The 25,967-nt window shown below is 68.6% G+C and carries 23 protein-coding genes; 8 read left to right on the top strand and 15 right to left on the bottom strand.

Annotated features, from left to right (window positions below; genetic code table 11):
• Positions 1-301 precede the first annotated feature (301 nt).
• On the top strand, positions 302-1,060 hold the full coding sequence (locus QRN67_RS09515) for a TSUP family transporter (RefSeq protein ID WP_285411583.1): 759 nt from the start codon (positions 302-304) through the stop codon (positions 1,058-1,060).
• A gap of 129 nt (positions 1,061-1,189) precedes the next feature.
• Here QRN67_RS09515 and QRN67_RS09510 read toward each other — a convergent pair whose 3' ends face one another.
• The 5 genes from QRN67_RS09510 to QRN67_RS09490 all read right to left on the bottom strand — a co-directional run bounded on the left by QRN67_RS09510 (position 1,190) and on the right by QRN67_RS09490 (position 4,621).
• Positions 1,190-2,701 (bottom strand): tripartite tricarboxylate transporter permease, encoded by a 1,512-nt coding sequence (locus QRN67_RS09510; RefSeq protein WP_081270672.1) that lies wholly within the window; start codon positions 2,699-2,701, stop codon positions 1,190-1,192.
• A gap of 13 nt (positions 2,702-2,714) precedes the next feature.
• A complete protein-coding gene (locus QRN67_RS09505) occupies positions 2,715-3,203 on the bottom strand; it encodes a tripartite tricarboxylate transporter TctB family protein (protein WP_081270673.1) in 489 nt (162 codons plus the stop codon).
• A 199-nt stretch (positions 3,204-3,402) separates the two neighbouring features.
• On the bottom strand, positions 3,403-3,810 hold the full coding sequence (gene rbp, locus QRN67_RS09500; RefSeq protein WP_285411582.1) for an RNA-binding regulator: 408 nt from the start codon (positions 3,808-3,810) through the stop codon (positions 3,403-3,405).
• Positions 3,811-3,990: 180 nt separating this feature from the next.
• Positions 3,991-4,227 carry a DUF3820 family protein gene (locus tag QRN67_RS09495; protein ID WP_081270675.1) on the bottom strand — a complete coding sequence of 79 codons (237 nt, stop codon included), beginning with the start codon at positions 4,225-4,227 and terminating at the stop codon, positions 3,991-3,993.
• Positions 4,228-4,243: 16 nt separating this feature from the next.
• Positions 4,244-4,621 carry a translation initiation factor Sui1 gene (locus tag QRN67_RS09490; RefSeq protein ID WP_285411581.1) on the bottom strand — a complete coding sequence of 126 codons (378 nt, stop codon included), beginning with the start codon at positions 4,619-4,621 and terminating at the stop codon, positions 4,244-4,246.
• 48 nt (positions 4,622-4,669) lie between these two features.
• Here QRN67_RS09490 and QRN67_RS09485 point away from each other — a divergent pair, with 48 nt between their 5' ends.
• On the top strand, positions 4,670-5,953 hold the full coding sequence (locus tag QRN67_RS09485) for a DEAD/DEAH box helicase (RefSeq protein WP_285411580.1): 1,284 nt from the start codon (positions 4,670-4,672) through the stop codon (positions 5,951-5,953).
• Between the two features lie 23 nt (positions 5,954-5,976).
• On the opposite strand, the gene QRN67_RS09480 is transcribed toward QRN67_RS09485, so the two are convergent.
• The 9 genes from QRN67_RS09480 to argE all read right to left on the bottom strand — a co-directional run bounded on the left by QRN67_RS09480 (position 5,977) and on the right by argE (position 18,259).
• Complete coding sequence (locus QRN67_RS09480; protein WP_285411579.1) at positions 5,977-7,152, bottom strand: acyl-CoA dehydrogenase family protein; 1,176 nt, start codon at positions 7,150-7,152, stop codon at positions 5,977-5,979.
• Positions 7,153-7,159: 7 nt separating this feature from the next.
• A complete protein-coding gene (locus tag QRN67_RS09475; RefSeq protein WP_081270784.1) occupies positions 7,160-8,320 on the bottom strand; it encodes an acyl-CoA dehydrogenase family protein in 1,161 nt (386 codons plus the stop codon).
• Positions 8,321-8,346: 26 nt separating this feature from the next.
• Positions 8,347-9,249: an SDR family oxidoreductase gene (locus tag QRN67_RS09470; protein ID WP_285411578.1), complete on the bottom strand. Its 903-nt coding sequence runs from the start codon at positions 9,247-9,249 to the stop codon at positions 8,347-8,349.
• Positions 9,250-9,298: 49 nt separating this feature from the next.
• Positions 9,299-11,251 carry an acetyl/propionyl/methylcrotonyl-CoA carboxylase subunit alpha gene (locus QRN67_RS09465; protein WP_285411577.1) on the bottom strand — a complete coding sequence of 651 codons (1,953 nt, stop codon included), beginning with the start codon at positions 11,249-11,251 and terminating at the stop codon, positions 9,299-9,301.
• Complete coding sequence (locus QRN67_RS09460; RefSeq protein ID WP_285411576.1) at positions 11,248-12,858, bottom strand: acyl-CoA carboxylase subunit beta; 1,611 nt, start codon at positions 12,856-12,858, stop codon at positions 11,248-11,250. The genes QRN67_RS09465 and QRN67_RS09460 overlap by 4 nt, the downstream gene beginning before the upstream one ends.
• Before the next feature lie 96 nt (positions 12,859-12,954).
• A complete protein-coding gene (locus QRN67_RS09455; RefSeq protein WP_285411575.1) occupies positions 12,955-13,731 on the bottom strand; it encodes an MHYT domain-containing protein in 777 nt (258 codons plus the stop codon).
• A 134-nt stretch (positions 13,732-13,865) separates the two neighbouring features.
• The gene (locus QRN67_RS09450) at positions 13,866-15,578 is read right to left on the bottom strand and encodes an NHL repeat-containing protein (RefSeq protein ID WP_285411574.1); all 1,713 of its coding nucleotides are present in this window, start codon (positions 15,576-15,578) and stop codon (positions 13,866-13,868) included.
• A 140-nt stretch (positions 15,579-15,718) separates the two neighbouring features.
• The gene (locus QRN67_RS09445) at positions 15,719-16,933 is read right to left on the bottom strand and encodes a DUF445 domain-containing protein (RefSeq protein WP_285411573.1); all 1,215 of its coding nucleotides are present in this window, start codon (positions 16,931-16,933) and stop codon (positions 15,719-15,721) included.
• A gap of 159 nt (positions 16,934-17,092) precedes the next feature.
• Positions 17,093-18,259 (bottom strand): acetylornithine deacetylase, encoded by a 1,167-nt coding sequence (gene argE, locus QRN67_RS09440; protein ID WP_081270785.1) that lies wholly within the window; start codon positions 18,257-18,259, stop codon positions 17,093-17,095.
• 132 nt (positions 18,260-18,391) lie between these two features.
• On the opposite strand from argE, the gene QRN67_RS09435 reads away from it, so the two are divergent.
• The 3 genes from QRN67_RS09435 to QRN67_RS09425 all read left to right on the top strand — a co-directional run bounded on the left by QRN67_RS09435 (position 18,392) and on the right by QRN67_RS09425 (position 21,299).
• Positions 18,392-18,913 carry a nucleoside deaminase gene (locus tag QRN67_RS09435; protein ID WP_081270685.1) on the top strand — a complete coding sequence of 174 codons (522 nt, stop codon included), beginning with the start codon at positions 18,392-18,394 and terminating at the stop codon, positions 18,911-18,913.
• A gap of 81 nt (positions 18,914-18,994) precedes the next feature.
• Positions 18,995-20,197 carry a M20 aminoacylase family protein gene (locus QRN67_RS09430; protein WP_081270686.1) on the top strand — a complete coding sequence of 401 codons (1,203 nt, stop codon included), beginning with the start codon at positions 18,995-18,997 and terminating at the stop codon, positions 20,195-20,197.
• 7 nt (positions 20,198-20,204) lie between these two features.
• Positions 20,205-21,299, top strand: coding sequence for a M14 family metallopeptidase (locus QRN67_RS09425; protein ID WP_081270687.1), 1,095 nt, complete (start codon positions 20,205-20,207; stop codon positions 21,297-21,299).
• Here the strand turns inward: QRN67_RS09425 and QRN67_RS09420 are convergent.
• On the bottom strand, positions 21,289-22,419 hold the full coding sequence (locus QRN67_RS09420; RefSeq protein ID WP_081270688.1) for an ABC transporter substrate-binding protein: 1,131 nt from the start codon (positions 22,417-22,419) through the stop codon (positions 21,289-21,291). The genes QRN67_RS09425 and QRN67_RS09420 overlap by 11 nt on opposite strands.
• A gap of 51 nt (positions 22,420-22,470) precedes the next feature.
• Here QRN67_RS09420 and QRN67_RS09415 point away from each other — a divergent pair, with 51 nt between their 5' ends.
• The 3 genes from QRN67_RS09415 to QRN67_RS09405 are packed head-to-tail and all read left to right on the top strand — an operon-like array spanning position 22,471 to position 25,962.
• A complete protein-coding gene (locus tag QRN67_RS09415) occupies positions 22,471-24,531 on the top strand; it encodes a molybdopterin-containing oxidoreductase family protein (protein ID WP_285411572.1) in 2,061 nt (686 codons plus the stop codon).
• A complete protein-coding gene (locus tag QRN67_RS09410; RefSeq protein WP_285411571.1) occupies positions 24,528-25,652 on the top strand; it encodes an aminopeptidase in 1,125 nt (374 codons plus the stop codon). The genes QRN67_RS09415 and QRN67_RS09410 overlap by 4 nt, the downstream gene beginning before the upstream one ends.
• The gene (locus tag QRN67_RS09405) at positions 25,645-25,962 is read left to right on the top strand and encodes a polyhydroxyalkanoic acid system family protein (RefSeq protein WP_081270691.1); all 318 of its coding nucleotides are present in this window, start codon (positions 25,645-25,647) and stop codon (positions 25,960-25,962) included. The genes QRN67_RS09410 and QRN67_RS09405 overlap by 8 nt, the downstream gene beginning before the upstream one ends.
• The last annotated feature ends 5 nt before the right edge of the window (positions 25,963-25,967 follow it).

Genomic DNA, 25,967 nt, shown 5'->3' with positions numbered 1-25,967 from the left:
TTTGGTTTGCGAATCTGCCTTCCGACTTAATGCAAAGCGGGTAATTCCTAATGCACTGGGCCGGTGCACGCCCTAAAGTCACGCCACTCGCGAACGGGCCCTGCTCGTGCTGCCGAGGGTCCGAGGAGACAGTTTCCAAGCAACTAGAAAAAAATGCTTCAAAGGCTCCGTACGAGATGCCGTGTTTGAGTTTGAAAGGCGCCGCTGGTCGGCGCCTTTTTTATGCCCGCGCGGCCTGAAGCGCCGGCGTCTCCTGCTACTTTTTTGATAGCGCCACCCCCGGTGAGAGAATCCGTCCCCTATGGAAATGCTGGTGGTGACGGGCGCCTCGCTGCTCGCGGGTTTTGTCGATTCGATCGTGGGCGGAGGTGGGCTGATCCTGGTGCCGGCATTGTTTGCCGTGTTCCCGGGCGCACCACCGGCCACGCTGCTGGGCACCAACAAGAGTGCGTCGATATGGGGCACGGCCGCCGCCGCCGCGCAATTCAGCCAGCGGGTGAAGATGCGCTGGGGCGCCCTGTGGCCGGCCGCGCTGCTCGGTTTCGTCGGCTCCATGCTGGGCGCCTGGGGCGTCACGCTGTTTCCGGGCGACTTCCTGCGCCGCGCGCTGCCGGTCATCCTGCTGGGCGTGCTGCTCTACACCCTGGCGCGCAAGGACATGGGCCGGCTGCATGCGCCGCGCTTCAGCGGCCGCGCCGAGACGCTGGCGGCCTGCACCATCGGCCTGTCGATCGGGTTCTACGACGGCTTCTTCGGCCCGGGCGCCGGCAGCTTCCTGGTGTTCCTGTTCGTGCGCTGGATGGGCTATGACTTCCTCAACGCCTCGGCCTCGGCCAAGATCATCAACACCCTGACCAACGCCGCCGCGCTGATATTGCTGGCCGCCAAGGGCCACGTCTGGTGGCACTACGGGCTGGCGATGGCGGTCGCCAACGTGGCGGGCAGCCTGCTCGGCACCCGCGTGGCAATGAAGCACGGCGCGGGCTTCGTGCGGGTGGTGTTCATCGTGGTGGTGAGCGCGCTGATCCTCAAGACCGCCTACGACGCGTTCCTCAAATGAAAACGGCCCGGAACCCCGGGCCGTTTCTTTCCAGAAACACCGCGGAACCGGCTCTGCCGGGCCGCAGGTGTTGCCCCCGGTAGGGGGAAGGCGAAGCGACACGAAGTGCCGCGCAGCCTGGGGGCGAGCCTATTCCTCCACGAAAGCTTCCTCGCGCTTGGCTTTGATGGCCGGGAGCAGCACGATGCCCAGCAGCGCCACCGCAGCCACCAGCAGCCCGGCCGACAGCGGCCGCGTGACGAACACGCTCCAGGCGCCGCGCGACAGCAGCAGCGCGCGCCGCAGGTTCTCTTCCATCATCGGCCCCAGGATGAAGCCCAGCAGCAGCGGCGCCGGCTCGGTGCGCAGCTTGATGAACAGGTAGCCGATGAAGCCGAAGGCCGCCACCATCCACACGTCGAAGGTGTTGTTGTTGGTCGAGTACACGCCGATGGCGCAGAACAGCACGATGGCCGGGAACAGGAACTTGTAGGGCACCGTCAGCAGCTTGATCCACATGCCGATCAGCGGCAGGTTCAGGATGATCAGCATCGCGTTGCCGATCCACATCGAGGCGATCAGGCCCCAGAACAGCTCGGGGTTGCTGGTCATCACCTGCGGGCCCGGCTGGATGTTGTGGATCGTCATGGCACCCACCATCAGCGCCATCACCGCGTTGGGCGGAATGCCCAGCGTCAGCAGCGGGATGAAGGAGGTCTGCGCGCCGGCGTTGTTGGCCGATTCTGGCGACGCCACGCCGCGGATGTTGCCCTTGCCGAAGGGCACTTCGCCGGGGCGCATCTTGATCTTCTTCTCCAGCGCATAAGAGGCGAATGAGGCCAGCAGCGCGCCGCCGCCAGGCAGGATGCCCAGTGCCGAACCCAGCGCAGTGCCGCGCAGCACCGCGGGCAGCATGCGCTTGAAGTCGTCCTTGGTCGGCCACAGGCCCTTGACCTTGTGCGTGAACACTTCGCGCTCGTCGTCCGGCTGCGAGAGGTTGCCGATGATTTCGCCGTAGCCGAACACGCCCATGGCGATGACCACGAAGCCGATGCCGTCGGTGAGTTCCGGAATGTCGAAGCTGTAGCGCGCCACGCCGGAGTTCACGTCGGTGCCGACGATGCCCAGCAGCAGGCCCAGCACGATCATGGCCACCGCCTTGATCAGCGAGCCGGAAGCCAGCACCACCGCGCCGATCAGGCCCAGCACCATCAGCGAGAAATACTCGGCCGGGCCGAACTTGAAGGCCAGCTCGGTCAGCGGCGGCGCGAAGGCAGCCAGGATCAGCGTGCCCACGCAGCCCGCGAAGAACGAGCCCAGGCCCGCCGCGGCGAGCGCCGGACCCGCGCGGCCCTGCCTGGCCATCTGGTAGCCGTCGATGCAGGTGACCACCGACGAAGACTCGCCCGGCAGGTTCACCAGGATGGCGGTGGTGGAGCCGCCGTACTGTGCGCCGTAGTAGATGCCGGCCAGCATGATCAGCGCCGACACGGGGGGCAGCGCGTAGGTGGCGGGCAGCAGCATCGCGATGGTCGCGACCGGGCCGATGCCGGGCAGCACGCCGATCAGCGTGCCCAGGATGCAGCCGACCAGGCAGTACAGCAGGTTGGTGAAGGTGAAGGCAACGCCGAAACCGATGGAGAGGTTGTGGATCAGGTCCATGGTGTTTCTCTCCTCAGCCCGAAATGAATGTGGGCCAGACCTGGATCTGGAGTTTCAGCGCCCAGATGAAGGCCACATAGCTGCCGGCCGCCAGGATGGTCGCGAGAACCAGCACGTCGCGCAGCTTGAAGTGCTCGCCCGCCATGCTCGAGATGATCGTGAGCGCGTAGATCGCGATGATCATGCCCATGGCCGGCACGCCGATGCTGGGCAGGCCGCCCAGCAGCACACCGAAGGCCAGGTTGGCGCCGAGCACGAAGGCCAGCGGCTTCCAGGCCCATTTGCCGATCGGGTCGCCGTCGGTGGTCTCCACCACCATCGCCTGGAACATGATGATGATCCCGAGGACGGCCAGCAGGATGCCGAGCATCAACGGGAAGTAGCCGGGGCCCATGCGGGCGCCGTTGCCGACGGTGTAGGTGGTCGCGCCGATCGCGAATGCGCCCCCCACGGTGGTGAACATGACTCCTGAAAAGAAGTCTGCCTGGCTCTTGATGCGCACTGTCTCTCTCCTCTTGTTATGGAGAGACGAGGGTCGTTCCGCGGGCCTGACCGTTGGCTGACCGGCACGGTACGAACAAATGCGTACCGCAGGGCAAGGGTTGTCCCGGCCGGCTTCGCTCGCCCTGAAACGAAAAAAGCTCCCGAAGGAGCTTTCTTTTCATTCAGAGAGCCGGAGCTCTCGGAGTGCGGGTGAGGGCTTAGTAGCCGCCGCGGCCACCGCCGCCGCCGCCGTAGCCGCCGCCATCACCGCTGCGGCCACCGCCGCCGCCGCCGTAGCCGCCACCACCACCGCCGTAGCCGCCACCGCCGCCACCACCACCGTAGCCGCCGCCACCGCCGGTGCGGGGGGGACGAGCTTCCATCGGACGGGCTTCGTTCACCGTCAGGGCGCGGCCCTGCAGCGAGTGGCCGTTCATGGCTTCGATAGCGGAGAGTGCTTCAGCATCCGAACCCATTTCGACGAAGCCGAAGCCCTTCGAACGGCCGGTGTCACGTTCCATCATGACCTTGGCGCTGACGATCGAGCCGAACTCGCCGAAAGCCTGTTCCAGGTCGTTGTCACGCACGGAGTAGGCGAGGTTGCCTACGTAGAGTTTCTTGCCCATTGAGGGACTCCTAATTCAAACCAACAAGACAAAGCGATGGAGTCCCAGAATCACAACAAACAAAATGCGCTGTGGCGCGAAACTGACCGATCACCAAAATACGTGCACGGGAGACGAAGCTCACAGACACGTAAGCCGGATTATCCAGCCCAATTGCAAAAAGGGTGGGAAATTCGTGTGTTATTGAGAAACATCGCGGGGCGACGGGCGGTTTCGCAACGGTTTGAGCAGGTCCGAGAGCCCGTTGTGGTCTATTTCATGCATCAAGGCCAGCAGCCGGCCAATTTCTCCTGAGGGAAAACCCTCGCGTGCAAACCAGGTCAGGTAATTTCCGGGCAAATCGGCAATCAGCGTGCCCTTGTGCTTGCCGAAAGGCATTTGGAGCGTCACGAGCCGCTGCAGGTCTTCGGGGTTCATAGGCGGTTTTCCCGTTCTAGCCGCCGGCGCGCTTGACCGTGTGGCCCTGCTTAACGAGCGCCGCGATCACCAGTTCGCGGTGGTCGCCCTGGATCTCGATCACGCCGTCCTTCACCGTGCCGCCCGAGCCGCAGGCCGTTTTCAGCTGCTTGCCCAGCGCCGTGAGCCCCGCGGCATCGAGCGCGACGCCCTTGACCACCGTCACGCCCTTGCCTTTGCGTCCCTTGGTCTCGTGCGATACACGCACAATGCCGTCAGTGGCCGGCAGGCGCGCCTTGAGTTCCTTGCAGCGGCACTGCGCCACCGGCGCCCCGCAGCCGGGGCACATGCGCCCGCCCGCCTCGGTGGAATACACCAGGGTGCTGCCGGCCGGATTGCTTTTCGTCGTCGCCATTCGATCCATCTCTTCTCTGTTACCGGGTTTCTCTCTCTGTCTGCTCACATGCCATTCGATTCACTGGGCCTGGCCCCCGCGCTCGTGCACGCCGCCGCCGAAAGCGGCTATGCCGCACCGACCGCCATCCAGGCCGCGGCCATCCCCGCGATTCTGCAGGGCCGCGACGTGCGGGGCTCGGCGCAGACCGGCTCCGGCAAGACCGCCGCATTTTCCCTGCCGCTGCTGCAGCGCCTGGGCGCCGAGCGACCGCAGGGCGCCTCGCGCCGCGTGCGCGCCCTGGTGCTGGTGCCCACGCGCGAGCTCGCGGCCCAGGTCGGCGAGACCCTGCGCAGCCTCGCGCAGCACCTGCCCGAACGGCTGAAGATCGTCGTTGCCTTCGGCGGCGTGTCGATCAACCCGCAGATGATGAGCCTGCGCGGCGGCGCCGATATCGTCGTCGCCACCCCCGGCCGGCTGCTCGATCTGGCCGACCACAACGCGCTGCGGCTGGACGCCGTCGCCACGCTGGTGCTCGACGAGGCCGACCGCCTGTTCGACCTCGGCTTCGCCGAAGAGCTGGGCCGCATCCTCGCGATGCTGCCGAAGCAGCGCCAGAACCTGCTGTTCTCCGCCACCTTCCCGCCCGCCATCCAGGCGCTGGCCGACGCCACGCTGCGCGACCCCGCCGTCATCGACGTGCAGGGCGAGCCCGGCACCGAGCCCAACATCGTGCAGCGCGTGATCGAGGTCGATGCCGCACGCCGCACGCAGCTGCTGCGCCACCTGCTCAAGCAGCACGAAGGCGAGTGGGACCGGGTGCTGGTCTTCGTCGCCACGCAGCATGCCGCGCAGACCGTGGCCGAGAAGCTCTACAAGAACGGCATCTACGCCGTGCCCTTCCACGGCGACATCGCGCAGGGCACGCGAACCGACATCCTGGCGCAGTTCAAGCAGAGCCGCTGGGACGTGGTCATCGCCACCGACCTGGCCGCGCGCGGCATCGACATCGCGCAGCTGCCGGTGGTCATCAACTACGACCTGCCGCGCTCGCCGACCGACTACATCCACCGCATCGGCAGAACCGGCCGCGCGGGCGAGAGCGGCCTGGCGATCAGCTTCGTGAGCGCGGCGAGCGAGGCTCACTTCCGCCTCATCGAGAAGCGCCAGGGCCTGAGCCTGCCGCGCGAGCAGGTCGAAGGCTTCGAGCCGACGGAGGTTGCGCCGCCGGTGGTCGACGCGTCGGGCACGGGCGGCATCAAGGGCAAGCGGCCGAGCAAGAAGGACAAGCTGCGCGCGGCGGCCGCGAAAGCCGCGGTACGCGACACTGCCGGCGGCAAGAGCGAAGGCTGAACAGAGAGGATGCGGCAGGGGCCCTACCAGCCCAGCTGCCTCGCCGCCAGCTCCTTCATGATGTCCTCGGCACCCCCGCCGATCATCATCACCTTCACCTCGCGGTAGATGCGCTCGCTGACCGTGCCGCGCATGAAGCCCATGCCGCCCAGGATCTGCACCGCCTGGTCGGCGCAGAACTGCATGGTCTGCGTGGCGTGGTTCTTCAGCAGGCAGATCTGCGCCACCCATTCGGGTGCGTTGAAGCGCCCGGCGGCCTCCAGCGCGTCGCCGTCGGCCGACACCGCCTCGATCCAGGCCTCGGTGGAGGCGATGCGCATCTGCATGTCGACCAGCTTGTGGCGCACCGCCTGATGTTCGATGAGTGCGGCACCGAAAGCCTTGCGTTCGCGCGCCCAGGCCAGCGCCTCGTCGAGGCAGGCCTGCGCGAAGCCCAGCGCGCCCGCCGCGAGGCCGATGCGCTCGCCGTTGAAATTGCCCATGACCATGCGGAAGCCCGCGCCTTCCTCGCCCAGCAGGTAGCGCGCGGGCACGCGCACGTCGTCGAAGTGCAGCGTGGCGGTGTCGGAGCACAGCCAGCCCATCTTCGACAGGCGCGTGCGCGAGAGGCCCGGTGCATCGCCCGGCACCAGCAGCATCGAGATGCCGCCCGCGCCGCGTCCTTCGCCGGTGCGGGCCGCCACGGTGATCCAGTCGGCGCGCATGCCCGAGGTGATGAAAGTCTTCTCGCCGTTCACCACGTAGTGGTCGCCATCGCCGTCCGGGACTCGCCGAGCCGTGGTACGCAGCGCGGCCACGTCGGAGCCGCCGCCGGGCTCGGTGATGGCCAGCGCCGCGATCTTCTCGCCGCGCAGCACCGGCGGCACCACTTCCTGGCGCACCGCTTCGCTGCCATGCAGCACCACCGGCGGCAGTCCGATGTTGTGCGAGAACAGGCTCGCGAGCACGCCGCCGCTCCTGCCGTGGCGCGCGAGCGCGACCCATGCCGGCAGCTTGAGCGCATACGAGGCCGGCGTGCCGCCCAGCGCTTCGGGGTAGCCCAGCCCGAGCAGGCCCAGTTCGGCGGCGCGCGCGTAAAGCTCACGCGGAAACTCGCCCGCGTCGTCCCACGCCTGCACGTTCGGTGCGATCTCGTTCTCGGCGAAGCGCCGCACGGTGTCGGCGAGTGCTGCGCGGTCGGCCTGCAGTTCGGCGTCCATGCCGTGTTCAGCCGCGCGGCGGCCGCTTGGCGATGCCCATGGTCTTCGCGAGGATGCCCAGCATCACCTCGTCCGCGCCGCCGCCGATGGAGCCCAGCCGGCCGTCGCGGTACAGCCGCGACACGCGGTTCTCCAGCGTGAAGCCCATGCCACCCCAGAACTGCAGGCAGGTGTCGGCCACCTGCCGCGTGAGGCGGCCGGTCTTGAGCTTGGCCATCGACGCGAGCTCGAGCACGTCCTGGCCCTGCACATGCAGGTCGCAGGCGCGGTAGGTGAGCGCGCGCAGCGCCTCCACCTCGGTCTTGAGTTCGGCCAGCTTGAACTGCACCCACTGCTGGTCGGCCAGCGTGGCGCCGAACATGCTGCGCTGCTGAGCCCATTCGATGGTCTGCGCGATGCAGTCTTCCATCGGCTCCAGCGAACTCGCCGCCGCCCACAGCCGCTCTTCCTGGAACTGCTGCATCTGGTAGACGAAGCCCTGGCCTTCCTCGCCCACGCGGTAGCGCTGCGGCACGCGCACGTTGTCGAAGTAGATGAGCCCGGTGTCGCTCGAATTCATGCCGATCTTGCGGATCTTCTTCGCCTTCTCGATGCCGGGGCTGTCCATCGGCACCATCACGAGCGACTTGTTGCGGTGCACCGGCCCGTCGCTGGTGTTGACCAGCATGCACATCCAGTCGGCCTGCAGGCTGTTGGTGATCCACATCTTCTGGCCGCTGATGAGGTAGTCGCCGCCGTCCTTGCGCGCATGGCTCTTCAGGCCCGCCACGTCGCTGCCAGCGCCGGGCTCGCTCACGCCGATGCAGCCGACCATGTCGCCCGCGATGGCCGGCGCCAGGAACTCGCGGCGCAGTTCGTCGCTGCCGAAGCGCGCGAGCGCCGGCGTGCACATGTCGGTCTGCACGCCGATGGCCATCGGCACGCCGCCGCAGCTGATGTGGCCCAGCGCCTCGGCCATGGCCATCGCATACGAATAGTCGAGCCCGCCGCCGCCGAAGGCCTCGGGCTTGTTCAGGCCCAGCAGGCCCAGGTTGCCGAGCTTCTTGAAGACCTCGTGCGCGGGAAAGATCTCGGCTTCTTCCCATTCGTCCACGCGCGGGTTGATTTCTTCGTCGATGAAGCGGCGCAGCGTTTTCTGGATCTCTAGGTGTTCGTGCGTGTACTGCATGAGGTGTGTCTCCGGTCTTTCGTTCTTCACTTGTCCTGGAACACCCGCGGCGTCTGCGCGAGGTGGAATCCGTCGTAAGGCTTCACGGCGGGGCGCTGCCGGGCCTGCGCGTCCGGCAGCGCCATCGGCCAGCCCATGCGCACCTGCGGCCGCGCGCCGTCCACGCGCAGCACGCTGCCGCTGATGAAGCTGGCCGCGGGGCTCAGCAGGAACGCGATGGCGGCGGAGGTCTCGGCCTCGGTGCCGAAGCGGCCCGCGGGCACGGTCTTGCGCATGGCGCGCAGCATGTCGCCGGCCTCGGGCGGGTAGTGGTCCATGCCGCTGGAGGCGATGTAGCCCGGCGCCACCGCGTTCACGCGCACGCCGTTCGCGGCCCATTCGAGCGCGGCGGTCTCGGTGAAGCTCACCATGCCCGCGCGCGCCGCGCCGCTGTGGCCCATGTTGGGCATCGACCCCCATATGTCGGCCACGATGTTGACGATGGCGCCGCCGTGCGAGCGCATGCTCTGCACGAAGCACTCGCGCGCGACAAGGAAGCCGCCCGTGAGGTTGGTGTGGATCACCGCTTCCCAGCCCTTGGCCGAGATGTCCGCCAGCGGCGTGATGTATTGGCCGCCCGCGTTGTTCACCAGTCCGTCGACGCGGCCGTGCGCCGCGACGATGGCGCGCACGGCGTCGCGCACCGCGTCTTCGTGCCGGATGTCGAAGGCCTGCGTCGCGGCCTTGCCGCCGGCGGACTCGATCTCGGCCTTCACCGCTTCCAGCTTCTCGGGCTTGCGGCCGACCAGCACCACCTGCGCGCCGAGCGATGCGAGTTCGTGCGCGGTGCAGCGGCCGATGCCCGAGCCGCCGCCCGTCACCACGATGACCTGCCCGCCGAACAGGCCGGGCGTGAAGATGGAGCGGTAGCTCGCAGGGGAGGCGTTCATTCGAAATGCTTTCTTGAAACTGCGCAAAGGGCTGCGGCCGGTTTATTCGTCAGGCGTCGGCGATCTCCGCCACCACGTGGCGGGCCGCGACCTGCGCGCCCACCGCCACGTGCAGCGCGGCGACGCGGCCGGCGCGCGGGGCGCAATGCACATGCTCCATCTTCATGGCCTCCAGCGTGACGAGCGGCTGCCCGGCAGCGACGGTGTCGCCTTCGGCCGCGAGCAGCGCGATGACGCGGCCGTTCATCGATGCGCGCAGCAGGCCGTCGCCGTCCGCCGCATCGGCGCGTGCGACGGCGGCATGCGTGAGGTCGTCGAGCTGGAAGGCCCGGCCGCGGAAATGGAAGCTCACGCGGCCCGCGTCGCGCACGACGAAGGACTGCTCCGAGAGCCCGCCGCAAGAGAAGCGCAGCGTGCCGTCGCCGGGCAGCGCGAGCAACGCGACCTGTGCCGGCGCGGATTCGTCGAGCGCGATGTCGAAGCGGCCCGCGCCGCACGGCATCACGCGGGCAGCGTGCACCACGCCGTCGAGCGAAAAGCGCAGCGCGTTCGGCAGCGTGTGCGCGAGCGATGAGGGCCAGCCGCGCTCGCCCAGTTGCAGCAGCAATGCGGCGAGCAAGGCGGCCTGCGTGTCGGCGGCCTCATCGGACGCGAGCAGCGAATCGAGGTGATCGGCAATGAAGGCGGTCGTCGCGCCGCCGCCGGCGAACACCTCGTGCGAAAGCGCGCGTTGCAGCAACTGCTGGTTGGTCGCGACGCCCAGCGCCACGGTGTCGCCCAGGCCGGCGATCAGCTTGCGGCGGGCTTCGTCGCGCGTACGGCCGTGCGCCACGAGCTTGGCGACCATCGAGTCGTAGAACGGCGGCACTGCCGCGCCGTCGCGCAGCGCATGTTCGGTGCGAAGCGCCGGCGAAGGCCGCCATGCGGAGAGCGTGCCGCTCTGCGGCATGAAACCCTGCAACGGGTCTTCGGCGCACAGCCGCACTTCGATGGCGTGGCCGGCGATGCGCACGTCCTGCTGCGCGAGCGGCAGGGGCTCGCCGGCCGCCACGCGCAGTTGCAGCTCGACCAGGTCCAGGCCCGTCACCGCCTCTGTCACCGGGTGCTCCACCTGCAGGCGCGTGTTCATTTCCATGAACCAGTACTGGCCGTCGGCGTCGAGCAGGAATTCGAGCGTGCCCGCGCCTTCGTAGGCGATGGCCTTGGCGGCGGCGATGGCCGTCGCGCCCATGCGCTGGCGCAGCGTCTCGGACACGGCAGGCGAGGGCGCTTCCTCGATCACCTTCTGGTGCCGCCGCTGCACCGAGCAGTCGCGCTCGCCGAGGTGGATCGCGTTGCCGTGCCGGTCGGCGAACACCTGGATCTCGATGTGGCGCGGCGCGACGATGGCGCGCTCCAGGATCACCGTCGCGTCGCCGAAGGCGTTGAGCGCCTCGGACTGCGCACTCTGCAGCGCATCGGCGAAGCCTTCGGCAGAAGCGACCAGCCGCATGCCGCGTCCGCCGCCGCCCGCCGTCGCCTTGATCATCACGGGCCAGCCGATGCGCGCGGCTTCCGCCGCGAGCCTGGCGGCGCCCTGGTCTTCGCCCTGGTAGCCCGGAATGCACGGCACGCCCGCCGCCTGCATCAGCCGCTTGGCACCGGCCTTGTCACCCATCGCGCGAATGGCTTGCGGAGAAGGCCCGATGAACACCAGCCCGGCGTCGCGGCAGGCCTGCGCGAACGCGGCGTTCTCCGCCAGGAAGCCGTAGCCCGGGTGCACCGCATCGGCGCCGCTCGTGCGTGCCGCATCGATGATGGCGGCGATGTTCAGGTAGCTCTGCGCGGGCAGCGATTCACCGATCCACACCGCCTCGTCGGCCTGCCGCACGTGCTCGGCGTCGGCATCCGCGGTGGAGTAAACGGCGACGGTGCGCCGGCCCATGGCACGCGCGCTGCGCATCACGCGAACCGCGATCTCGCCGCGGTTCGCGATAAGGATCTTCTGGAAGTTCGTGCTCATGGCCGGGCCACCGAAAACTGCATGGGTTGCGGCACGCGCGCGTCGGCGTCGCGGCATACCGAGAGAACCTCGGCCAGCACCGCGCGGGTGTCGCGCGGGTCGATCACGCCGTCGTCCAGCAGCAGCGCGCTGGTGGTGAAGACGCTCATCTGCCGGTCGAAGCGCTCGACGACCTGCTGCTGCATCGCGTCGATCTTCGCCTGGTCCACGGCGCCCTTGCGCGCCATGCCTGCTTCCATGACGATGGCCATGGTCTTCGCGGCCTGCTCGCCGCCCATCACCGCGGTGCGCGCGTTGGGCCAGCTGAAGCAGAAGCGCGGCGCGAAGCCCCGTCCGCACATGCCGTAGTTGCCCGCGCCGTAGGAGGCGCCGCAGTGCAGCGTGATCTGAGGCACGCTGGCGTTGGTCACGGCCTGGATCATCTTGGCGCCGTGCTTGATGATGCCGGCCTCCTCGTGCGCGCGGCCCACCATGTAGCCGGTGATGTTCTGCAGGTAGACGATGGGTGTGCGCGACTGGCAGCAGGCCTGGATGAAGTGCGTGGCCTTGGTCGCGCCGTCGGAGTCGATCGGGCCGTTGTTGGTGATGATGCCGACCGCATGCCCTTCCAGCCGGATGTGGCCGCAGACGGTGGCGCTGCCGTAGTGCTCGCTGAACTCCAGGAACTCCGAGCCGTCGGCGATGCGCGCGATGACCTCGCGCATGTCCACCGGCCGCCGTCCGTCGCTGGGCATGATGCCCAGCAGGTCTTCGGCGTCGTAGCGCGGCGGCGCGAACCGGCGCGGCGCTTCGTGGCGCGCCCAGTCGATGCCGCCGAGGATCGAGCGCGCGATGCGGATGGCGTCGCGGTCGTCTTCGGCCAGGTAGTCGCCCAGGCCCGAGATGTGGGTGTGCATCACGGCGCCGCCCAGCTCTTCCTCGGTGGCGATCTCGCCGGTGGCGGCCTTCAGCAGCGGCGGGCCCGCCAGGAAGGCGCGGGTGCGGTCGCGCACCATCACGATGTAGTCGGACAGGCCGGTCTGGTAGGCGCCGCCGGCGGTCGAGGAGCCGTGCGTCACCGTCACCACCGGCAGCCCGGCGGCCGAGAGCCGCGCGAGGTTGCGGAAGATGTTGCCGCCGCGCACGAAGTCCTGCACGCGGTACTGCATCAGGTTGGCGCCGGCGCTTTCCACCAGCTGCACATAGGGCAGCTTGTTCTCCAGCGCGATCTCCTGCACGCGCAGCTGCTTGTCCAGGCCCATGGGCTGCAGCGCGCCGGCGTCGATGCCGGAGTCGGAGGCGTTGACCATGCAGCGCACGCCCGACACCTGGCCGATGCCCGACAGCAGCCCGCCGCCGGGCACGCTCTTCGACAGGTCGGGGTTGTCGTGGCCCAGCCCCGCGAGCGTGGCCAGCGGCAGGAAGGGCGCGCCGGTGTCCAGCAGCAGCGCAAGGCGTTCGCGCGGCAGCAGCTGCCCGCGCCTGGCGAAGCGCTCGGCCGACGCGCCCGACGCCGCCGCGGCGCGGGCCTCGTGCGCGCGCACCTGGTCGAGCAGCGCGAGCATGCCGGTGCGGTTGGCCTGGAAGGTGTCGCTGGCAGCGTGCAGCCGGGATTCGATGACGGGCATGGGAGTCTGTGCGGATCGTGTGTTTTCGTTCTGCACGGACTGTAGAAGCGGGCCCTCGCGCCCGCTTGCGCCAACTAGCTGGTTGGCCGGCGCGCGTCAGTTCAGGCGTGCGCGCCGCCCTGTGGCGACCGGCGTGTCGAGGCTGCTGCCGGTGACCACCCAGTAGATGAAGATCAGTACCGAGCCGGCCGTGCCGAACACGATGAGGCCCATGGAACTGCCGCCGATGGCCAGTGCGTCGGCGGGTGCGCTCGCGGTGCAGATCATGCTGGCCGCGCTCATGCCCACGTAGTGCATGGTGCACACCGCCACGCCCATCACCGCCGCGGCCGCGACCTGGTGCGTGAACCTGCGCAGGTTGAACGCCAGCCACAGCGCGGCTGCGGCGGCGGTGATGGCAATGACCGCCGACAGCGCCACCGTCGCGATGTCGAAGGAAATCGATGCGCGCATGTTCATGGCGTACATGCCCATGTAGTGCATCACGCACACGCCGAGCCCGGCCAGCAGGCTGCCCGCCAGCCAGCCCGAGCGGCTGAAGTGGCGCCGTCCGCCGGCCATGTAGAGCGCGATGCCCGAGATCAGGATGGCCGCCACCAGCGACACCACCGTGAGCGGCATGTTGTAGGAGACGGGCACCGGCAGCCGGTACGCCAGCATGCCGATGAAGTGCATCGACCAGATGCCGATGCCGCCCAGCGCCACGGCGGCGCAGGCCACGACCGCGAGATTGGGCTTGCCGTCGGGCCCGATCATGCGCCGCGCGCAGATCAGCGCCACCAGCGAGCCGGCGAAGGAGATGAGGAAGGAGAGGGCGACCATGCCCGGTGTGTATTCGGGCGAGAGCAATTGGCCTACGACAAGCGGAGTCATGCAGTTCCCTTTCAAGAAGAAGACGCCTCGCAGACTCCCGACAACCGGATGCGATCGGGACGCCGTTGGGACGTCCCGATCAGTTTGTAATGATTGTTTTAAAAAGTAAACAGGAAAATTACACCTTCTGTTACCTACCTTGCAGCGCGGATTCGATAGATCGCGTTGTTGCGGTCTGCCGCCATGTAGACGGTGCCGTCGGCGCCCACGGCAACGCCCGTCACCACATACGGGGGCGGCAGGCCCGGGCCGGGTGCCAGGCCGATCGGCAGGTTGTCCGCGACGGTGCGCCGGCTGCCGTCGGCCGGGTCGATCTCGACCAGCCGGCGCGCCGCGCTCTCGGCCACGATGAAGCTGCCCCAGGGGGTCTGCGCCAGGCCCTCGGGCAGCGCCAGCCCGTCGGCCACTGTGCGCAGGGGCGCGCTGGCGTCCAGCGGAATGCGCAGCAGCTTGCCGGCCGCCTCGGTCACGTAGAGCGCGCCGTCCTGGCCCAGCACCATCTGCACCGGGCCGCTCAGGCCGCTGGCAAGCACTGACTTCTCGGCAAACTTCGGCCCGCTGGCGTGGGTGATGGCGCCGGTGGCGATCTCGGCGTAGATCACGCTGCCGTCCGGCATGGGAATGGCGTCGAACGGCGCCTTCAGGCCGTGGATCACTTCCACGGTCTTGAGCGTGCGGCGGTCCACCAGCTGCACCGAGCCGGTGAACCACGAACTCAGCGCGAACAGCTTCGGCGACAGGCCGACCGCGAACGGGTAGTCGAGCTCCGGGTCGCGCTGCATGCGGAACACGTCTTGCACCTCGCCCGTGCGCACGTCGACCCGGCGGAAGCCGAAGACGTCGGCCACCCAGAGGTCGTTGCCGTCGATCTTCATGCCCGCCGGCACCGCCACCTTGCCGCTGGTGAGCGTGCGCAGCGCGCCGGTGGCGAGGTCGAAGGCCTGGATCTCGTTGTTGGCCATGTTCGACACGTAGATCGTGCCGTCCGATGCGATGGCCAGGTTGTCGAGCGAAGGCCGCAACTGTTTGGCCACGGTCTTGCGCCCGCTGGCCAGTTCCACCCGCACCAGCTCGCCGCTGCGCGCATCCACCACCCAGAGGTTGCCCTTCCCGTCGAGGTTGGCGGCGGCCGGCACCTGGAAGCCGTCCGCGATCACCGCCATGCGGCCGTCGGCCGGGTCGATCTTCACGACCTGGCCCTTGAACCACAGCGGCCCGTAGAGCATGCCGTCGGGGCCGACCTCGAAGCCGTTGAAGCCGCCCATGTCCTTCTTGATGAGCCGCGGCGGCTTCTGGCCCGCGCGGTCGATTTCCCACAGCGCGTCGCCCAGGAACACCTGCGAGGCGTAGAGCCTGCCGTTGCGGCGGTCGAAGTCCAGCGAGTTGAGGCCGGGCAGGTCCTTGGCCAGCACGCGCAGCGGTGCGCCGTCGTGCTCGCGGTAGCGCAGCTTGCCCATGAGGTAGTTGGTCCACGCCAGTTCGCCGTTCGGGCCGACGGCGATGTCGTCGGCCTGGCCTTCGGGCGCGTCGATGAGCACCTTGGCGGCGCCGGTGGCGCGGTCAACCTCCCACAGCGTGTTGCCCAGCACGGAGCCCGCGAGCAGCCGGCCCTTGGCGTCGATCGCCAGGCCGTGCACGCCCGCGAACGACGACGGCGCGACCAGCACCTCGGGCGCGGCCCAGGCGGCGGGGCGCGTGGGCGGTGTCGCAGCCGGAGGCAGCGCGGGCGATGCGGCCAGCGGCGCCGACGCGGGCGGCGCGGAGGCCGGCGGCATCACCGTGCCGCAGGCGGCCAGCAGTGCAAGGGGTGCGGCCATCACGGCGGCGCGAAGGTATCTGCGGTGCATGGGTTCTTCTCCTCTTCTGTTTCTGTATTCGCGAAACAGTCTAGGAGCCGAACGTGTCCACGGCGTCGCGCCAGGGACAGCATGCGGACTTTCGTTTGCTGTGGATTACCCGCGGCCTTCAGCCGCCATTCAGCCGCGGCCTAGCCGCGCAGCAGCTGCGTGACGGTGTGGATCAGCAGCCCCACCAGCCCGCCCACCAGCGTGCCGTTGATGCGGATGAACTGCAGGTCGCGCCCGATGTGCCGCTCCAGTTCCACCGTCATCTCCTGCGCGTTCCACTCGCCCACGCGCTGCTCGATGTAGCGGCGGATGTCCTCGCGGTAGCGCTCGATGGCCAGCGGCGCGGCGGCCTCGATCTGCTCGTTGATCCAGCGGCGGATGGCTTCGTCGCCCTGCAGCCGGGTGCCCAGCGCACCTGCCATCGAGGCGATGCGCTGGCCGATGGTCGAGTCGCCGCGACCCAGGTCGTCGTGCAGCCATGCGAGCAGTTCGCCCCAAAGCCCGTGCAGGTAGTCGCCGAGGGCCGGGTGCGCGATGAGTTCGGCGCGGATCTGCTCGCCGCGCTGCTGGAACTCGGGGTCGAGCTTCAGGCGCACCACGAAGTCGTCGACGAAGTGGTCGAAGCGCCGGCGCATCGGGTGGTCGGGCTCGGCCGCCAGTTCGCCGATGGTGTGCGCCACGGCCGCCACGATCTTGCGCGTGGCCAGCTTGGCGGCCACCTGGTCGAGGCCCACGTAGCGCAGCGTCTTGATTTCGCGCGCAATGGCTTCGGTGATGTGCGCCTGCACCTCCTCGCCTTCGAGCAGGCCGGCCACCTGCTGCAACACGTCGTCGAGCAGCGCCTGGTGGCGCCCGCCCGCGGTGAGCGCGTCGAGCGCCTGGCCGGTGAGGCGAGAGAGGTCGATTTTCTCGAGGCCGGCGGCAGCGGCGCGGCCCATGAAGTCGCGCACCCGTTCGTCGTCGAATGCGGTGAGCCCGTAGCGCGTGGCCGCCACGCCCCATTCGCCGAGTTTCCGGCCGCTCTCGGGCCGGGCCAGCCAGCCGGCGATGCGGCCGGCCGTGTCGAATTCCCTCAGCTTGCCCAGCACCTGCGCGGTGCTCAGGAAGTTGTCGCAGATGAAACCGGCGAGCTTGGCGCCGATGCGGTCCTTGTTGCTGGGGATGATGGCCGTGTGCGGAATCGGCAGGCCCAGCGGATGGCGAAACAGCGCCACCACCGCGAACCAGTCTGCAATGGCGCCGACCATCGCGGCCTCGGCGAACGCGGCGACGTAGCCCCAGGCGGGGTGCTGCGCATGCAGCACGCTGGCTACCGCATAGAGCACGGCGGCGCCGCACAGCAGGCCAAGTGCCATGCGCTTCATTTGCTGCAGGCCGTTGCTTTGTTCTTTCAATTGAGGGCCGTGTTAGTTTGGTTCGGGGTGTGCGCACAGGGCGCTGGGTGCTCCCCTCCGCGAATGTCCCCCGTCGGCGTGAGCGCGCCCCGAAAAACGACGGTCCCCACCCGACACACGTCAGCCGATGGCAGGAGAAGAAGCCAGCCGCTCCATGAACAGCTCGCAGCGCGCGAGCTGCTCCAGGCTCACGAACTCGTCCGGCTGGTGCGCCTGCTCGATGCTGCCCGGCCCGCACACCACCGTGGGAATGCCGGCGTTCTTGAACAGGCCCGCCTCGGTGCCGAAAGCCACCAGCGTGGTGCCTTCTTCGCCCGACAGGCGCTGCGCCAGCTTCGTGACCGGGTTGTCCGCCGCGCCCAGGAAACTCGGAATCTCGCAGATCGTCTCGAAGCTGAAGCCCGCGTCGGGCGCCACCTTCTTCATGGCGGGCTCCAGGCTGCCTGCATAGGCCACCACCTTGGCCTGCATCTGCCCGGCGTCGGCCGTGGGCAGGTCTCGGAACTCGTAGCGGAACTCCGCGTCGCGCGGCACCACGTTGTCGGCGATGCCGCCATGGAACTGGCCCACGCTGGCGGTGCTGAAGGGCACGTCGAAGCCCTCGTAGCGCGGTTCGTTGCGCTCGAAGTCCTCCGCCATGTCGCGCACCTTGCCGATCACGCGCGCCGCCATCTCGATGGCGTTGACCGACTTCGGCGTAAGCGACGAGTGCGCCTCCTTGCCGCGCACGCAGCACTTGTAGCGGTACACGCCCTTGTGCGCGATGGCCGGCACCATGCTGGTGGGCTCGCCCACGATGCAGGCCAGCGGCTTGATGCCGGCGTCGCGCATGTCGGCGATCAGTTCCTTCACGCCGAAGCAGCCGATCTCTTCCTCATAGCTGAACGCGAAGTGCACCGCGAAGGGCGAATCGCTTTCGAGGAAGCGATGGGCATTCGCCAGCGCGATGGCGATGAAGCTCTTCATGTCGGCCGAGCCGCGCCCGTAGAGGCGCTCGTTCTGCACGACGGCCGAGAGCGGGTCGACGCTCCAGTCCTGCCCGTCCCAGGGCACCGTGTCGGTATGGCCCGAGACGATGACGCCGGCCGGCTTGCCTTCGCCCAGCGTGGCGAACAGGTTGGCCTTGGTGCGCTCGGCGTTGTAGGTGATGCGGCTTTGCACGCCCAGGGCCTTCAGGTGGCTCTGCGCGAAGTCGATCAGGTCGAGGTTGCTGTTGGCACTGACGGTGTTCATGCGCACCAGGGTCTGGGCCAGCAGGAGGCTTTGGGGGGAAAGCGTGTGGAGCATGCGCCGCATTCTCCCGGAAGTCGGCACGATGCGTGCACGTGGCCATGCCGCCGGGTGCTCGGCGATGATCTGCCACGCTTGTGGTGCATCGATCCGGGGCGTCCCGCCTCTTTTTTTATCCCGAACATTTCCATGAACGCTCACGCAAATCCCGCCACGCCGGCCGAGCTCTCCGCGCGCGACCTCGAACTGCTGCGCATGGCCATCCGCCTGTCGGACGAATCGAAGGCGCGCGGTCGCCATCCCTTCGCCGCCCTGGTGGCCGACGAACACGGCGAGGTCGTCGCCAGCGCCGGCAACAACTCGATGCCGCCCGAGGGCGACCCCACCCAGCACGCCGAACTGGTGGCCGCCGCGCAGGCCGCGCGGCTGCTCACGCCCGAGCAGCTGGCGCGCTGCACGCTGTTCACCAGCGCCGAGCCCTGCTGCATGTGCGCGGGCGCCATCTACTGGACGAACATCGGCCGCGTGGTCTATGCGCTGTCGGAACACACGCTGCTGGGCCTGACCGGCGATCACCCCGAGAACCCGACCTTCTCGCTGCCCTGCCGCGAGGTGTTCGTGCGCGGGCAGCACAAGGTCGAGGTGGTCGGCCCGCTGCTCGAGGACGAGGCGGCCGCACCGCACCGGGGCTTCTGGCATGCCGCGCACTGAGCGGGTGCGCGGGCTGCGTGTATCTACGCGGTGCCCCGGGCGGGCAGACTGTATAGACTGGCATTTTGAGACCTCCACGCCATGAAACTCATCGATTCGCTCGTCACGCAGGCGGCCGGCATCGCCGCCGTGCGACGTGACCTCCACGCCCATCCCGAACTCTGCTTCGAAGAAGTCCGCACCGCCGACGTGGTGGCAGGCAAGCTCACCGAATGGGGCATTCCCATCCACCGGGGGCTCGGCACCACCGGGGTGGTGGGCATCGTCAGGAACGGCACCAGCAGCCGCGCCGTCGGCCTGCGCGCCGACATGGACGCGTTGCCCGTCACCGAGCTCAACACCTTCGCCCACGCCAGCAAGCACCACGGAAAGATGCACGCCTGCGGCCACGACGGCCACACCGCCATGCTGCTGGCGGCCGCGCAGCACCTGGCAAAGAACCGCAACTTCGACGGCACCGTGTACCTGATCTTCCAGCCGGCGGAAGAGGGCGGCGGCGGTGCCCGCGAAATGATCAAGGAAGGGCTGTTCGAGCAGTTCCCCATGGATGCTGTCTTCGGCATGCACAACTGGCCCGGCATGAAGGCCGGCCAGTTCGCGGTGAGCCCCGGGCCGGTGATGGCGTCGGGCAACAAGTTCTTCGTCAACGTGGTCGGCAAGGGCGGCCATGCGGCGCTGCCGCAGACCGGCATCGACCCGGTGCCGATTGCCTGCGAGATCGTGCAGGCCTTCCAGACCATCCTCACGCGCAAGATGAAGCCGACCGATTCGGCCGTGATCTCGGTCACCACCATCCATGCGGGCGAAGCCAACAACGTGATCCCCGACAACTGCGAGCTGTCGGGCACGGTGCGCACCTTCTCGCTGGAGGTGCTGGACCTGATCGAGGCGAAGATGAAGCAGATCGCCGACAACATCTGCGCCGCGCACGACGCCACCTGCGAGTTCCGCTTCGAACGCTACTACCCGCCCACCGTCAACACCGAGGCCGAGGCCGACTTCGCGCGCCGCGTGATGGGCGGCATCGTCGGGCCCGAGAACGTGCTGAAGCAGGAACCGGCCATGACCTCGGAAGACTTCGCCTTCATGCTGCAGGCCAAGCCCGGCGCCTACGCCTTCATCGGCAACGGCGACGGCGCGCACCGCGACGTGCACCACGGCGAAGGCCCGTGCACGCTGCACAACGCGAGCTACGACTTCAACGACGATCTGATTCCGCTGGGCGCCACCTGCTGGGTGCAGATCGCCGAGCAGTTCCTCAAGCCCGGCGCCGCCGCGGAGTGACCGCCCGATGATCGCCATTCCCGAAGCCTTTTCGCCGCGCTATGCGCAGGCGCGCCAGAAGTTCCTGCAGGCCTGCGTGAGCGCCGGCCTCACGGTCGAGCCGCATGCGCATCCGCTCAAGGGGCGCGACGGCGAGGAGCTGTCGATGGACGTGGCGCTCGACGGCAATGCCGATGCCGAGCATCTGCTGATCGTCACCAGCGCCTGCCATGGCGTGGAAGGCCACTGCGGCAGCGGCGTGCAGGTGTTCGCGCTGCACGACGCCGAATGGCGCGAGAAGGCCAAGGCGCAGGGCGTGGCGGTGCTGTACGTGCATGCGCTCAACCCGCACGGCTTTTCGTACGGCCGGCGCGTCACGCACGAGAACGTCGACCTGAACCGCAACTTCATCGATTTCTCGAAGCCGGTGCCGGTCAACGAGCCCTACGCCAAGCTGCACGAACTGCTGCTGCCCGCCACCTGGCCGCCCACGCCCGAGAACCAGGCGGCCGTGGCCAGGTGGATCGAGAAGCACGGCGCCACCGCCTACCAGGCGGCCGTCACCAGCGGCCAGTACCAGTTCGACGACGGCCTGTTCTTCGGCGGCAAGGCGCCGACCTGGAGCAACAAGACCATCCGCGGCGTGCTCAAGCGGCATGCGGGCAAGGCCCGGCGCGTGGCCTGGATCGACCTGCACACGGGCCTGGGCCCGAACGGCTTGGGCGAGCGCATCTTCGCCTGCCGCGACGACAAGGTCGCCTACGCCCGCGCCAATGCGTGGTGGGGCACGCCGGCCGCGCCGGTCACATCGATCTACGACGGGTCGTCGACCTCCGCATTGCTGCGCGGGCTGATGTGGGACGCCATGTATGAAGAGTGCCCGCAGGCCGAGTACACCGGCATCGCGCTCGAATACGGCACGCTGCCGATCCTGGAAGTGACCGGCGCGCTGCGCGCCGACCACTGGCTGCACAAGCACCCGGAGGCGCCGGCCGACCTGGCGGACAGCATCCGCGCGCGCATGGTGGAAGCTTTCTATACCGACACCGATGCCTGGCGCGGACAGATCGTCAGCCAGGCCCGCCAGGCGATGTTCCAGGCGGTGGACGGCCTCAGGTCCTGACCCGGCCGTCTCCGGTCAGCATCGACAGTTCGACGAACTTCGAGGCCACGTGGTTCTTCGAGGAGAACGACACCTCGAACCCGCCGAACTGCTGGCGGTCGATGCTCTCCAGCCCTGCAATGAGGCTCTCGCGCGCAGGCTTGCCCGGCGCCTTGCGCAGGCCCTCGACCAGCACCTTCGCGGCCAGGTAGCCTTCCATGCTCGAGAAGTTGGCGCTCGCGCCGTTGCCGGCCTTGCGCACCGCTTCGGCGAACTCGCGTGCCAGCGCATTGGCCTGGTTGTAGGGCGAGGGCACCACCTGGGTGATCATCACGCCGGCCGCGTCCTTGCCCAGTTCGTCCGCCAGCGCCTGCGTGCCCACGAAGGACATGTTGAAGAAGGTGCCGCCGTAGCCCGCCTTGCGCGCTTCGCGGATGAAGGTCGCGCAGGCCTTGTACGCGCCCACCTGCACCACGGCGTCGGGCCGCGCCGCCACGATCTTCTTCACGGCCTGGGCCACGTCGGCCGAGTTGCGCTCCACGGTGGCCAGTGCGACCGGCTTGAGCTGCTGCTCGCCGAGCGCCAGCGTCACGCCGTCGAGCCCGGCCTTGCCGTAGGCGTCGTTCTGGTAGAAGACCGCGATCTTCTTCAGGCCCAGGTGGGTGAGCTGCTTCACCATGAGCGCCGTCTCGTCGTTGTAGGAGGCGCGCAGGTGGAACACGTTCTTCTGGAACGGCTCGCGCAGCGACATCGCGCCGGTGAAGGGGGCCACGAAGGGCACCTTGTCCTTCACCGCCAGCGGCAGCGCCGCCAGGCTGGTGGGCGTGCCGACGTAGCCGAACAGGGCGAACACGTCTTCCTCGATGAACTTCTGCGTGTTGGCGGCGCAGCGGTCGGGCTCGTAGCCGTCGTCGAGGTTCTTGATGACCAGGTTGCGGCGGCCCGGCTGGGCGTTGTACTGGTCCAGGAACAGCTTGGCGCCCTGGTTGAACTGGATGCCCAGCTGGGCGGACGGCCCGCTGAACGGCGCCGACTGGCCCAGCACCAGCGGCGTGTCGCCCTGTGCCCGGGCGATGCCGAAGCCGCCCAGCGTGGCGGCCGCGCCGGCGGCCAGCGAAAAATGTCGTCGATTCATCGTCATGTTGAAAACCCGTTCCCGCGCTCTGACTTGCGCACAAATTAGACTTGCCCGATGCCCCACGCACCGGATTCCCTGCTCGAAGAAGCACCCCCGCCCGCCACGTCCACCGTGCTGGGGGCCTGCCCCCATGACTGCCCGGACACCTGCGCGCTCGTCACCACCGTGAAGGACGGCGTGGCCGTGAAGCTGCAGGGCAATGCCGCGCATTCGCATACCGGCGGCGTGCTGTGCACCAAGGTGTCGCGCTACATCGAGCGCAACGACCACGCCGAGCGGCTGGTCCAGCCGCTCAAGCGCGTCGGAACCAAGGGCAGCGGGCAGTTCGAGCCGGTGAGCTGGGAGGCCGCGCTGGACGACATCGCCGCGCATCTTCGAGTATTACAGGGAAAACCCGAGGGTATTGTCCCCTACAGCTATGCGGGCACCATGGGCCTGGTGCAGGGCGAGTCGATGGACCGGCGCTTCTTCCACAAGCTGGGCGCCACCCTGCTGGACCGCACCATCTGCTCCATGGCCGGCGGCGAGGCCATGGTCTACACGCTGGGCGCCAAGGTCGGCATGCGCATCGAGTTCTTCGCCGAGGCCAGGCTCATATTGATATGGGGCAGCAACTCCATCGCCAGCAACCTGCATTTCTGGCGCCACGCCCAGGCCGCCAAGCGCGCCGGCGCCCGGCTGGTGTGCATCGACCCGCGCAAGACCGAAACCGCCGACAAGTGCGATGAGCACATCGCGCTGCTGCCAGGCACCGATGCCGCGCTGGCGCTGGCCCTCATGCACGAGCTGATCGTGCACGACTGGCTCGACCATGACTACATCGCCAGCCACACGCTGGGCTGGGAGCAGCTGCGCGAACGCGCGCTGCAGTGGCCGCCCTCGCGCGCGGCCGAAGTCTGCGGCATTCCCGAAGAACAGATCGTCTCGCTGGCCAGGGCCTACGGCACCACCAAGCCGGCCGCGATCCGCCTGAACTACGGCATGCAGCGCGTGCGCGGCGGCGGCAACGCGGCCCGCGCCATCGCCTGCCTGCCGGCGCTGGTGGGGGCCTGGCGCGACCGCGCGGGCGGCCTGCTGCTGAGCAGCTCGGGCCATTACCCGGTCGACCGCGCCGCGCTGCAGCGCCCCGACCTGCTGGCCGGCCGCAAGCCGCGCACCATCAACATGAGCACCATCGGCGATGCGCTGCTGGACACCGCCAACCCGGTGAAGGCCATCGTGGTCTACAACAGCAACCCGGTGGCTGTGGCGCCCGAATCGGCCAAGGTGGCGGCGGGCTTCGCGCGCGAAGACCTCTTCACCGTGGTGCTGGAGCAGTTCCGCACCGACACCGCCGACTACGCCGACTACCTGCTGCCCGCCACCACGCAGCTGGAGCACTGGGACATCCACTGCAGCTACGGCCACACCGACGTGCTGCTGAACCGCCCGGCCGTGGCGCCGCGCGGCGAGGCCCGCAGCAACGCCTGGGTGTTCCGCGAACTGGCGAAGCGCATGGGCTTCACCGAACCCTGCTTTTCAGATTCCGACGAGACGCTGTGCCGCACCGCCTTCGCGGAGAACGCGATCGACTTCCCGCAGCTGCTGGCGCAAGGCTTCACCAGCCTGAAGCTGCCGGAAGCGCCGTTTGCCGAGGGCAAGTTCCCCACGCCGTCGGGCCGCTGCGAATTCTTCAGCGCGCGGCTGGAGGCCTTGGGCATGAACGGCCTGCCCGACCACGTGCCCAACTGGGAGCCGGCCGGCAGCTCGACCGAGTTCCCGCTGGCCATGATCTCGCCGCCGGCGCGCAACTTCCTCAATTCGACTTTCGTGAACGTGACGAGCCTGCGCGCCATCGAGGTCGAGCCGCTGCTGGAGATCCACGAGGCCGACGCCGCCGCGCGCGGCATCGAGGACGGCGCGCTGGTGCGCGTGTTCAACAAGCGCGGAGAGCACCGCTGCCGCGCCGAAGTCTCGCGCCGCGCGCGGCAGGGCGTGGTGCACGGCATGGGCATCTGGTGGCGCAAGCTCGGCATGGACGGCACCAACGTCAACGAGCTCACCAGCCAGCGCCTGACCGACATCGGCCGCGGCCCGACCTTCTACGACTGCCTCGTCGAGGTCGAGAAGGCGTGAAGCTGCTCGCGGCGCTCGCGCTGGCAGGCTCGGTGTTCCTCACCGGCTGTGCCGACCTCGGCTACTACTGGCAGTCGGCCAGCGGCCACATCGGCATCATGCGGGCCGCCAAGCCCGTGCCCGAGTGGCTGGCCGATCCGGCGGTGTCCGCGGCGCTGAAAGCCAAGCTCGAGCTCACGCAGCGCATCCGGCGCTTCGCTTCTTCCGAACTCGGCCTGCCCGACAACCCCAGCTACAAGTCGTACGCCGACCTGCACCGCGCCGCCGCCGTGTGGAACGTGGTGGCCGCGCCGCCGTATTCGCTCACGCTCAAGAGCTGGTGCTTCCCGGTGGCGGGCTGCGTGGGCTATCGCGGCTACTACGACGAAGCCTCGGCCAAGGCCGAAGCCGAGGTGCAGAAGAAAGAAGGCATGGAGGTGGCCGTCTACCCCGTGCCCGCGTACTCCACGCTCGGCTGGATGAACTGGGCCGGCGGCGATCCGCTGCTGTCCACCTTCATCGGCTATCCGGAGGGCGAGCTGGCGCGCATCGTGTTCCACGAACTGGCGCACCAGGTGCTCTACGTGCCGGGCGACACGGTGTTCAACGAGTCTTACGCCACCGCGGTCGAGCGCATCGGCGGCGCGCTGTGGCTGCAGCGCGAGGCCGGCGAGCCGGCCCGCCGCGAATACGCGCAGTTCGACAGGCAGCGCCAGGACTTCCGCGCGCTTGCGCTCGACACCCGCCGCGCGCTCACGAAGGTCTACGAGTCGCCCGAAGCCAAGGCCAAGGACTGGGCCAAGGTAGAGACCATGAAGCAGGCCGCCATGGCCGACTTCCGCGAACGCTACGCCAGCCTGAAGGCCGGATGGAGCGGCCCGCGCCAGAACGCCTACGACGCCTGGGTGGCGCGCGCCAACAACGCGGCCTTCGGCGCGCAGGGCGCCTACGACGACCTGGTGCCGAGCTTCGAGCAACTCTTCGAGCGCGAAGGCCGCGACTGGCCGCGCTTCTACACTGAGGTCAAGCGCATCGCCGCGCTGCCGACCGAGCAGGCGCGCCGCGCCGCGCTGCAGGCGGCCAGCGGCGTGCTGCAGACCCATACCAGCCCCCAAGACAAGAAGGAAGATCCCGGTGCCTGACATCCATATCGAACGCAACCACGCGCTTGGCATTGCCGGCGCACGCGAAGTCGCGCGCCAGTGGGTGAAGCAGGCCCAGGAGGAATTCGGCCTCGAATGCGCCTACACCGAAGGCAAGGACCGCGACGTGGCGCAGTTCACCCGCGCCGGCATCGACGGCACGGTCGAGGTCACGGCCAACACCTTCACGCTCGACGCGACGCTGGGCTTCCTGTTCAGCAGCTTCAGCGAGGTCATCGAGCAGAAGATCACGCGCAACCTCGACGCGCTGCTCGGCGCGCCCGGCGGCGGCGGTACCCGGCTGGCCTGAGCGGT

The sequence above is a fragment of the Variovorax sp. efr-133-TYG-130 genome (assembly GCF_030208835.1).
Classification (GTDB): Bacteria; Pseudomonadota; Gammaproteobacteria; order Burkholderiales; family Burkholderiaceae_C; genus Variovorax.
This window is presented reverse-complemented; position numbering and strand designations above follow the sequence as displayed.

Bases quoted from the DNA above. Each gene is read 5' to 3' on its own strand.
- QRN67_RS09485 (WP_285411580.1), top strand. From the start codon at position 4,670: ATGCCATTCGATTCACTGGGCCTGGCCCCCGCGCTCGTGCACGCCGCC.
- QRN67_RS09420 (WP_081270688.1), bottom strand. From the start codon at position 22,419: ATGACGATGAATCGACGACATTTTTCGCTGGCCGCCGGCGCGGCCGCC.
- QRN67_RS09435 (WP_081270685.1), top strand. From the start codon at position 18,392: ATGAACGCTCACGCAAATCCCGCCACGCCGGCCGAGCTCTCCGCGCGC.
- rbp (WP_285411582.1), bottom strand. From the start codon at position 3,810: ATGGGCAAGAAACTCTACGTAGGCAACCTCGCCTACTCCGTGCGTGAC.
- QRN67_RS09450 (WP_285411574.1), bottom strand. From the start codon at position 15,578: ATGCACCGCAGATACCTTCGCGCCGCCGTGATGGCCGCACCCCTTGCA.
- QRN67_RS09495 (WP_081270675.1), bottom strand. From the start codon at position 4,227: ATGAACCCCGAAGACCTGCAGCGGCTCGTGACGCTCCAAATGCCTTTC.
- QRN67_RS09460 (WP_285411576.1), bottom strand. From the start codon at position 12,858: ATGCCCGTCATCGAATCCCGGCTGCACGCTGCCAGCGACACCTTCCAG.
- argE (WP_081270785.1), bottom strand. From the start codon at position 18,259: ATGCTCCACACGCTTTCCCCCCAAAGCCTCCTGCTGGCCCAGACCCTG.
- QRN67_RS09430 (WP_081270686.1), top strand. From the start codon at position 18,995: ATGAAACTCATCGATTCGCTCGTCACGCAGGCGGCCGGCATCGCCGCC.
- QRN67_RS09465 (WP_285411577.1), bottom strand. From the start codon at position 11,251: ATGAGCACGAACTTCCAGAAGATCCTTATCGCGAACCGCGGCGAGATC.
- QRN67_RS09515 (WP_285411583.1), top strand. From the start codon at position 302: ATGGAAATGCTGGTGGTGACGGGCGCCTCGCTGCTCGCGGGTTTTGTC.
- QRN67_RS09510 (WP_081270672.1), bottom strand. From the start codon at position 2,701: ATGGACCTGATCCACAACCTCTCCATCGGTTTCGGCGTTGCCTTCACC.
- QRN67_RS09425 (WP_081270687.1), top strand. From the start codon at position 20,205: ATGATCGCCATTCCCGAAGCCTTTTCGCCGCGCTATGCGCAGGCGCGC.
- QRN67_RS09480 (WP_285411579.1), bottom strand. From the start codon at position 7,152: ATGGACGCCGAACTGCAGGCCGACCGCGCAGCACTCGCCGACACCGTG.
- QRN67_RS09470 (WP_285411578.1), bottom strand. From the start codon at position 9,249: ATGAACGCCTCCCCTGCGAGCTACCGCTCCATCTTCACGCCCGGCCTG.
- QRN67_RS09490 (WP_285411581.1), bottom strand. From the start codon at position 4,621: ATGGCGACGACGAAAAGCAATCCGGCCGGCAGCACCCTGGTGTATTCC.
- QRN67_RS09415 (WP_285411572.1), top strand. From the start codon at position 22,471: ATGCCCCACGCACCGGATTCCCTGCTCGAAGAAGCACCCCCGCCCGCC.
- QRN67_RS09475 (WP_081270784.1), bottom strand. From the start codon at position 8,320: ATGCAGTACACGCACGAACACCTAGAGATCCAGAAAACGCTGCGCCGC.
- QRN67_RS09445 (WP_285411573.1), bottom strand. From the start codon at position 16,933: ATGGCACTTGGCCTGCTGTGCGGCGCCGCCGTGCTCTATGCGGTAGCC.
- QRN67_RS09455 (WP_285411575.1), bottom strand. From the start codon at position 13,731: ATGACTCCGCTTGTCGTAGGCCAATTGCTCTCGCCCGAATACACACCG.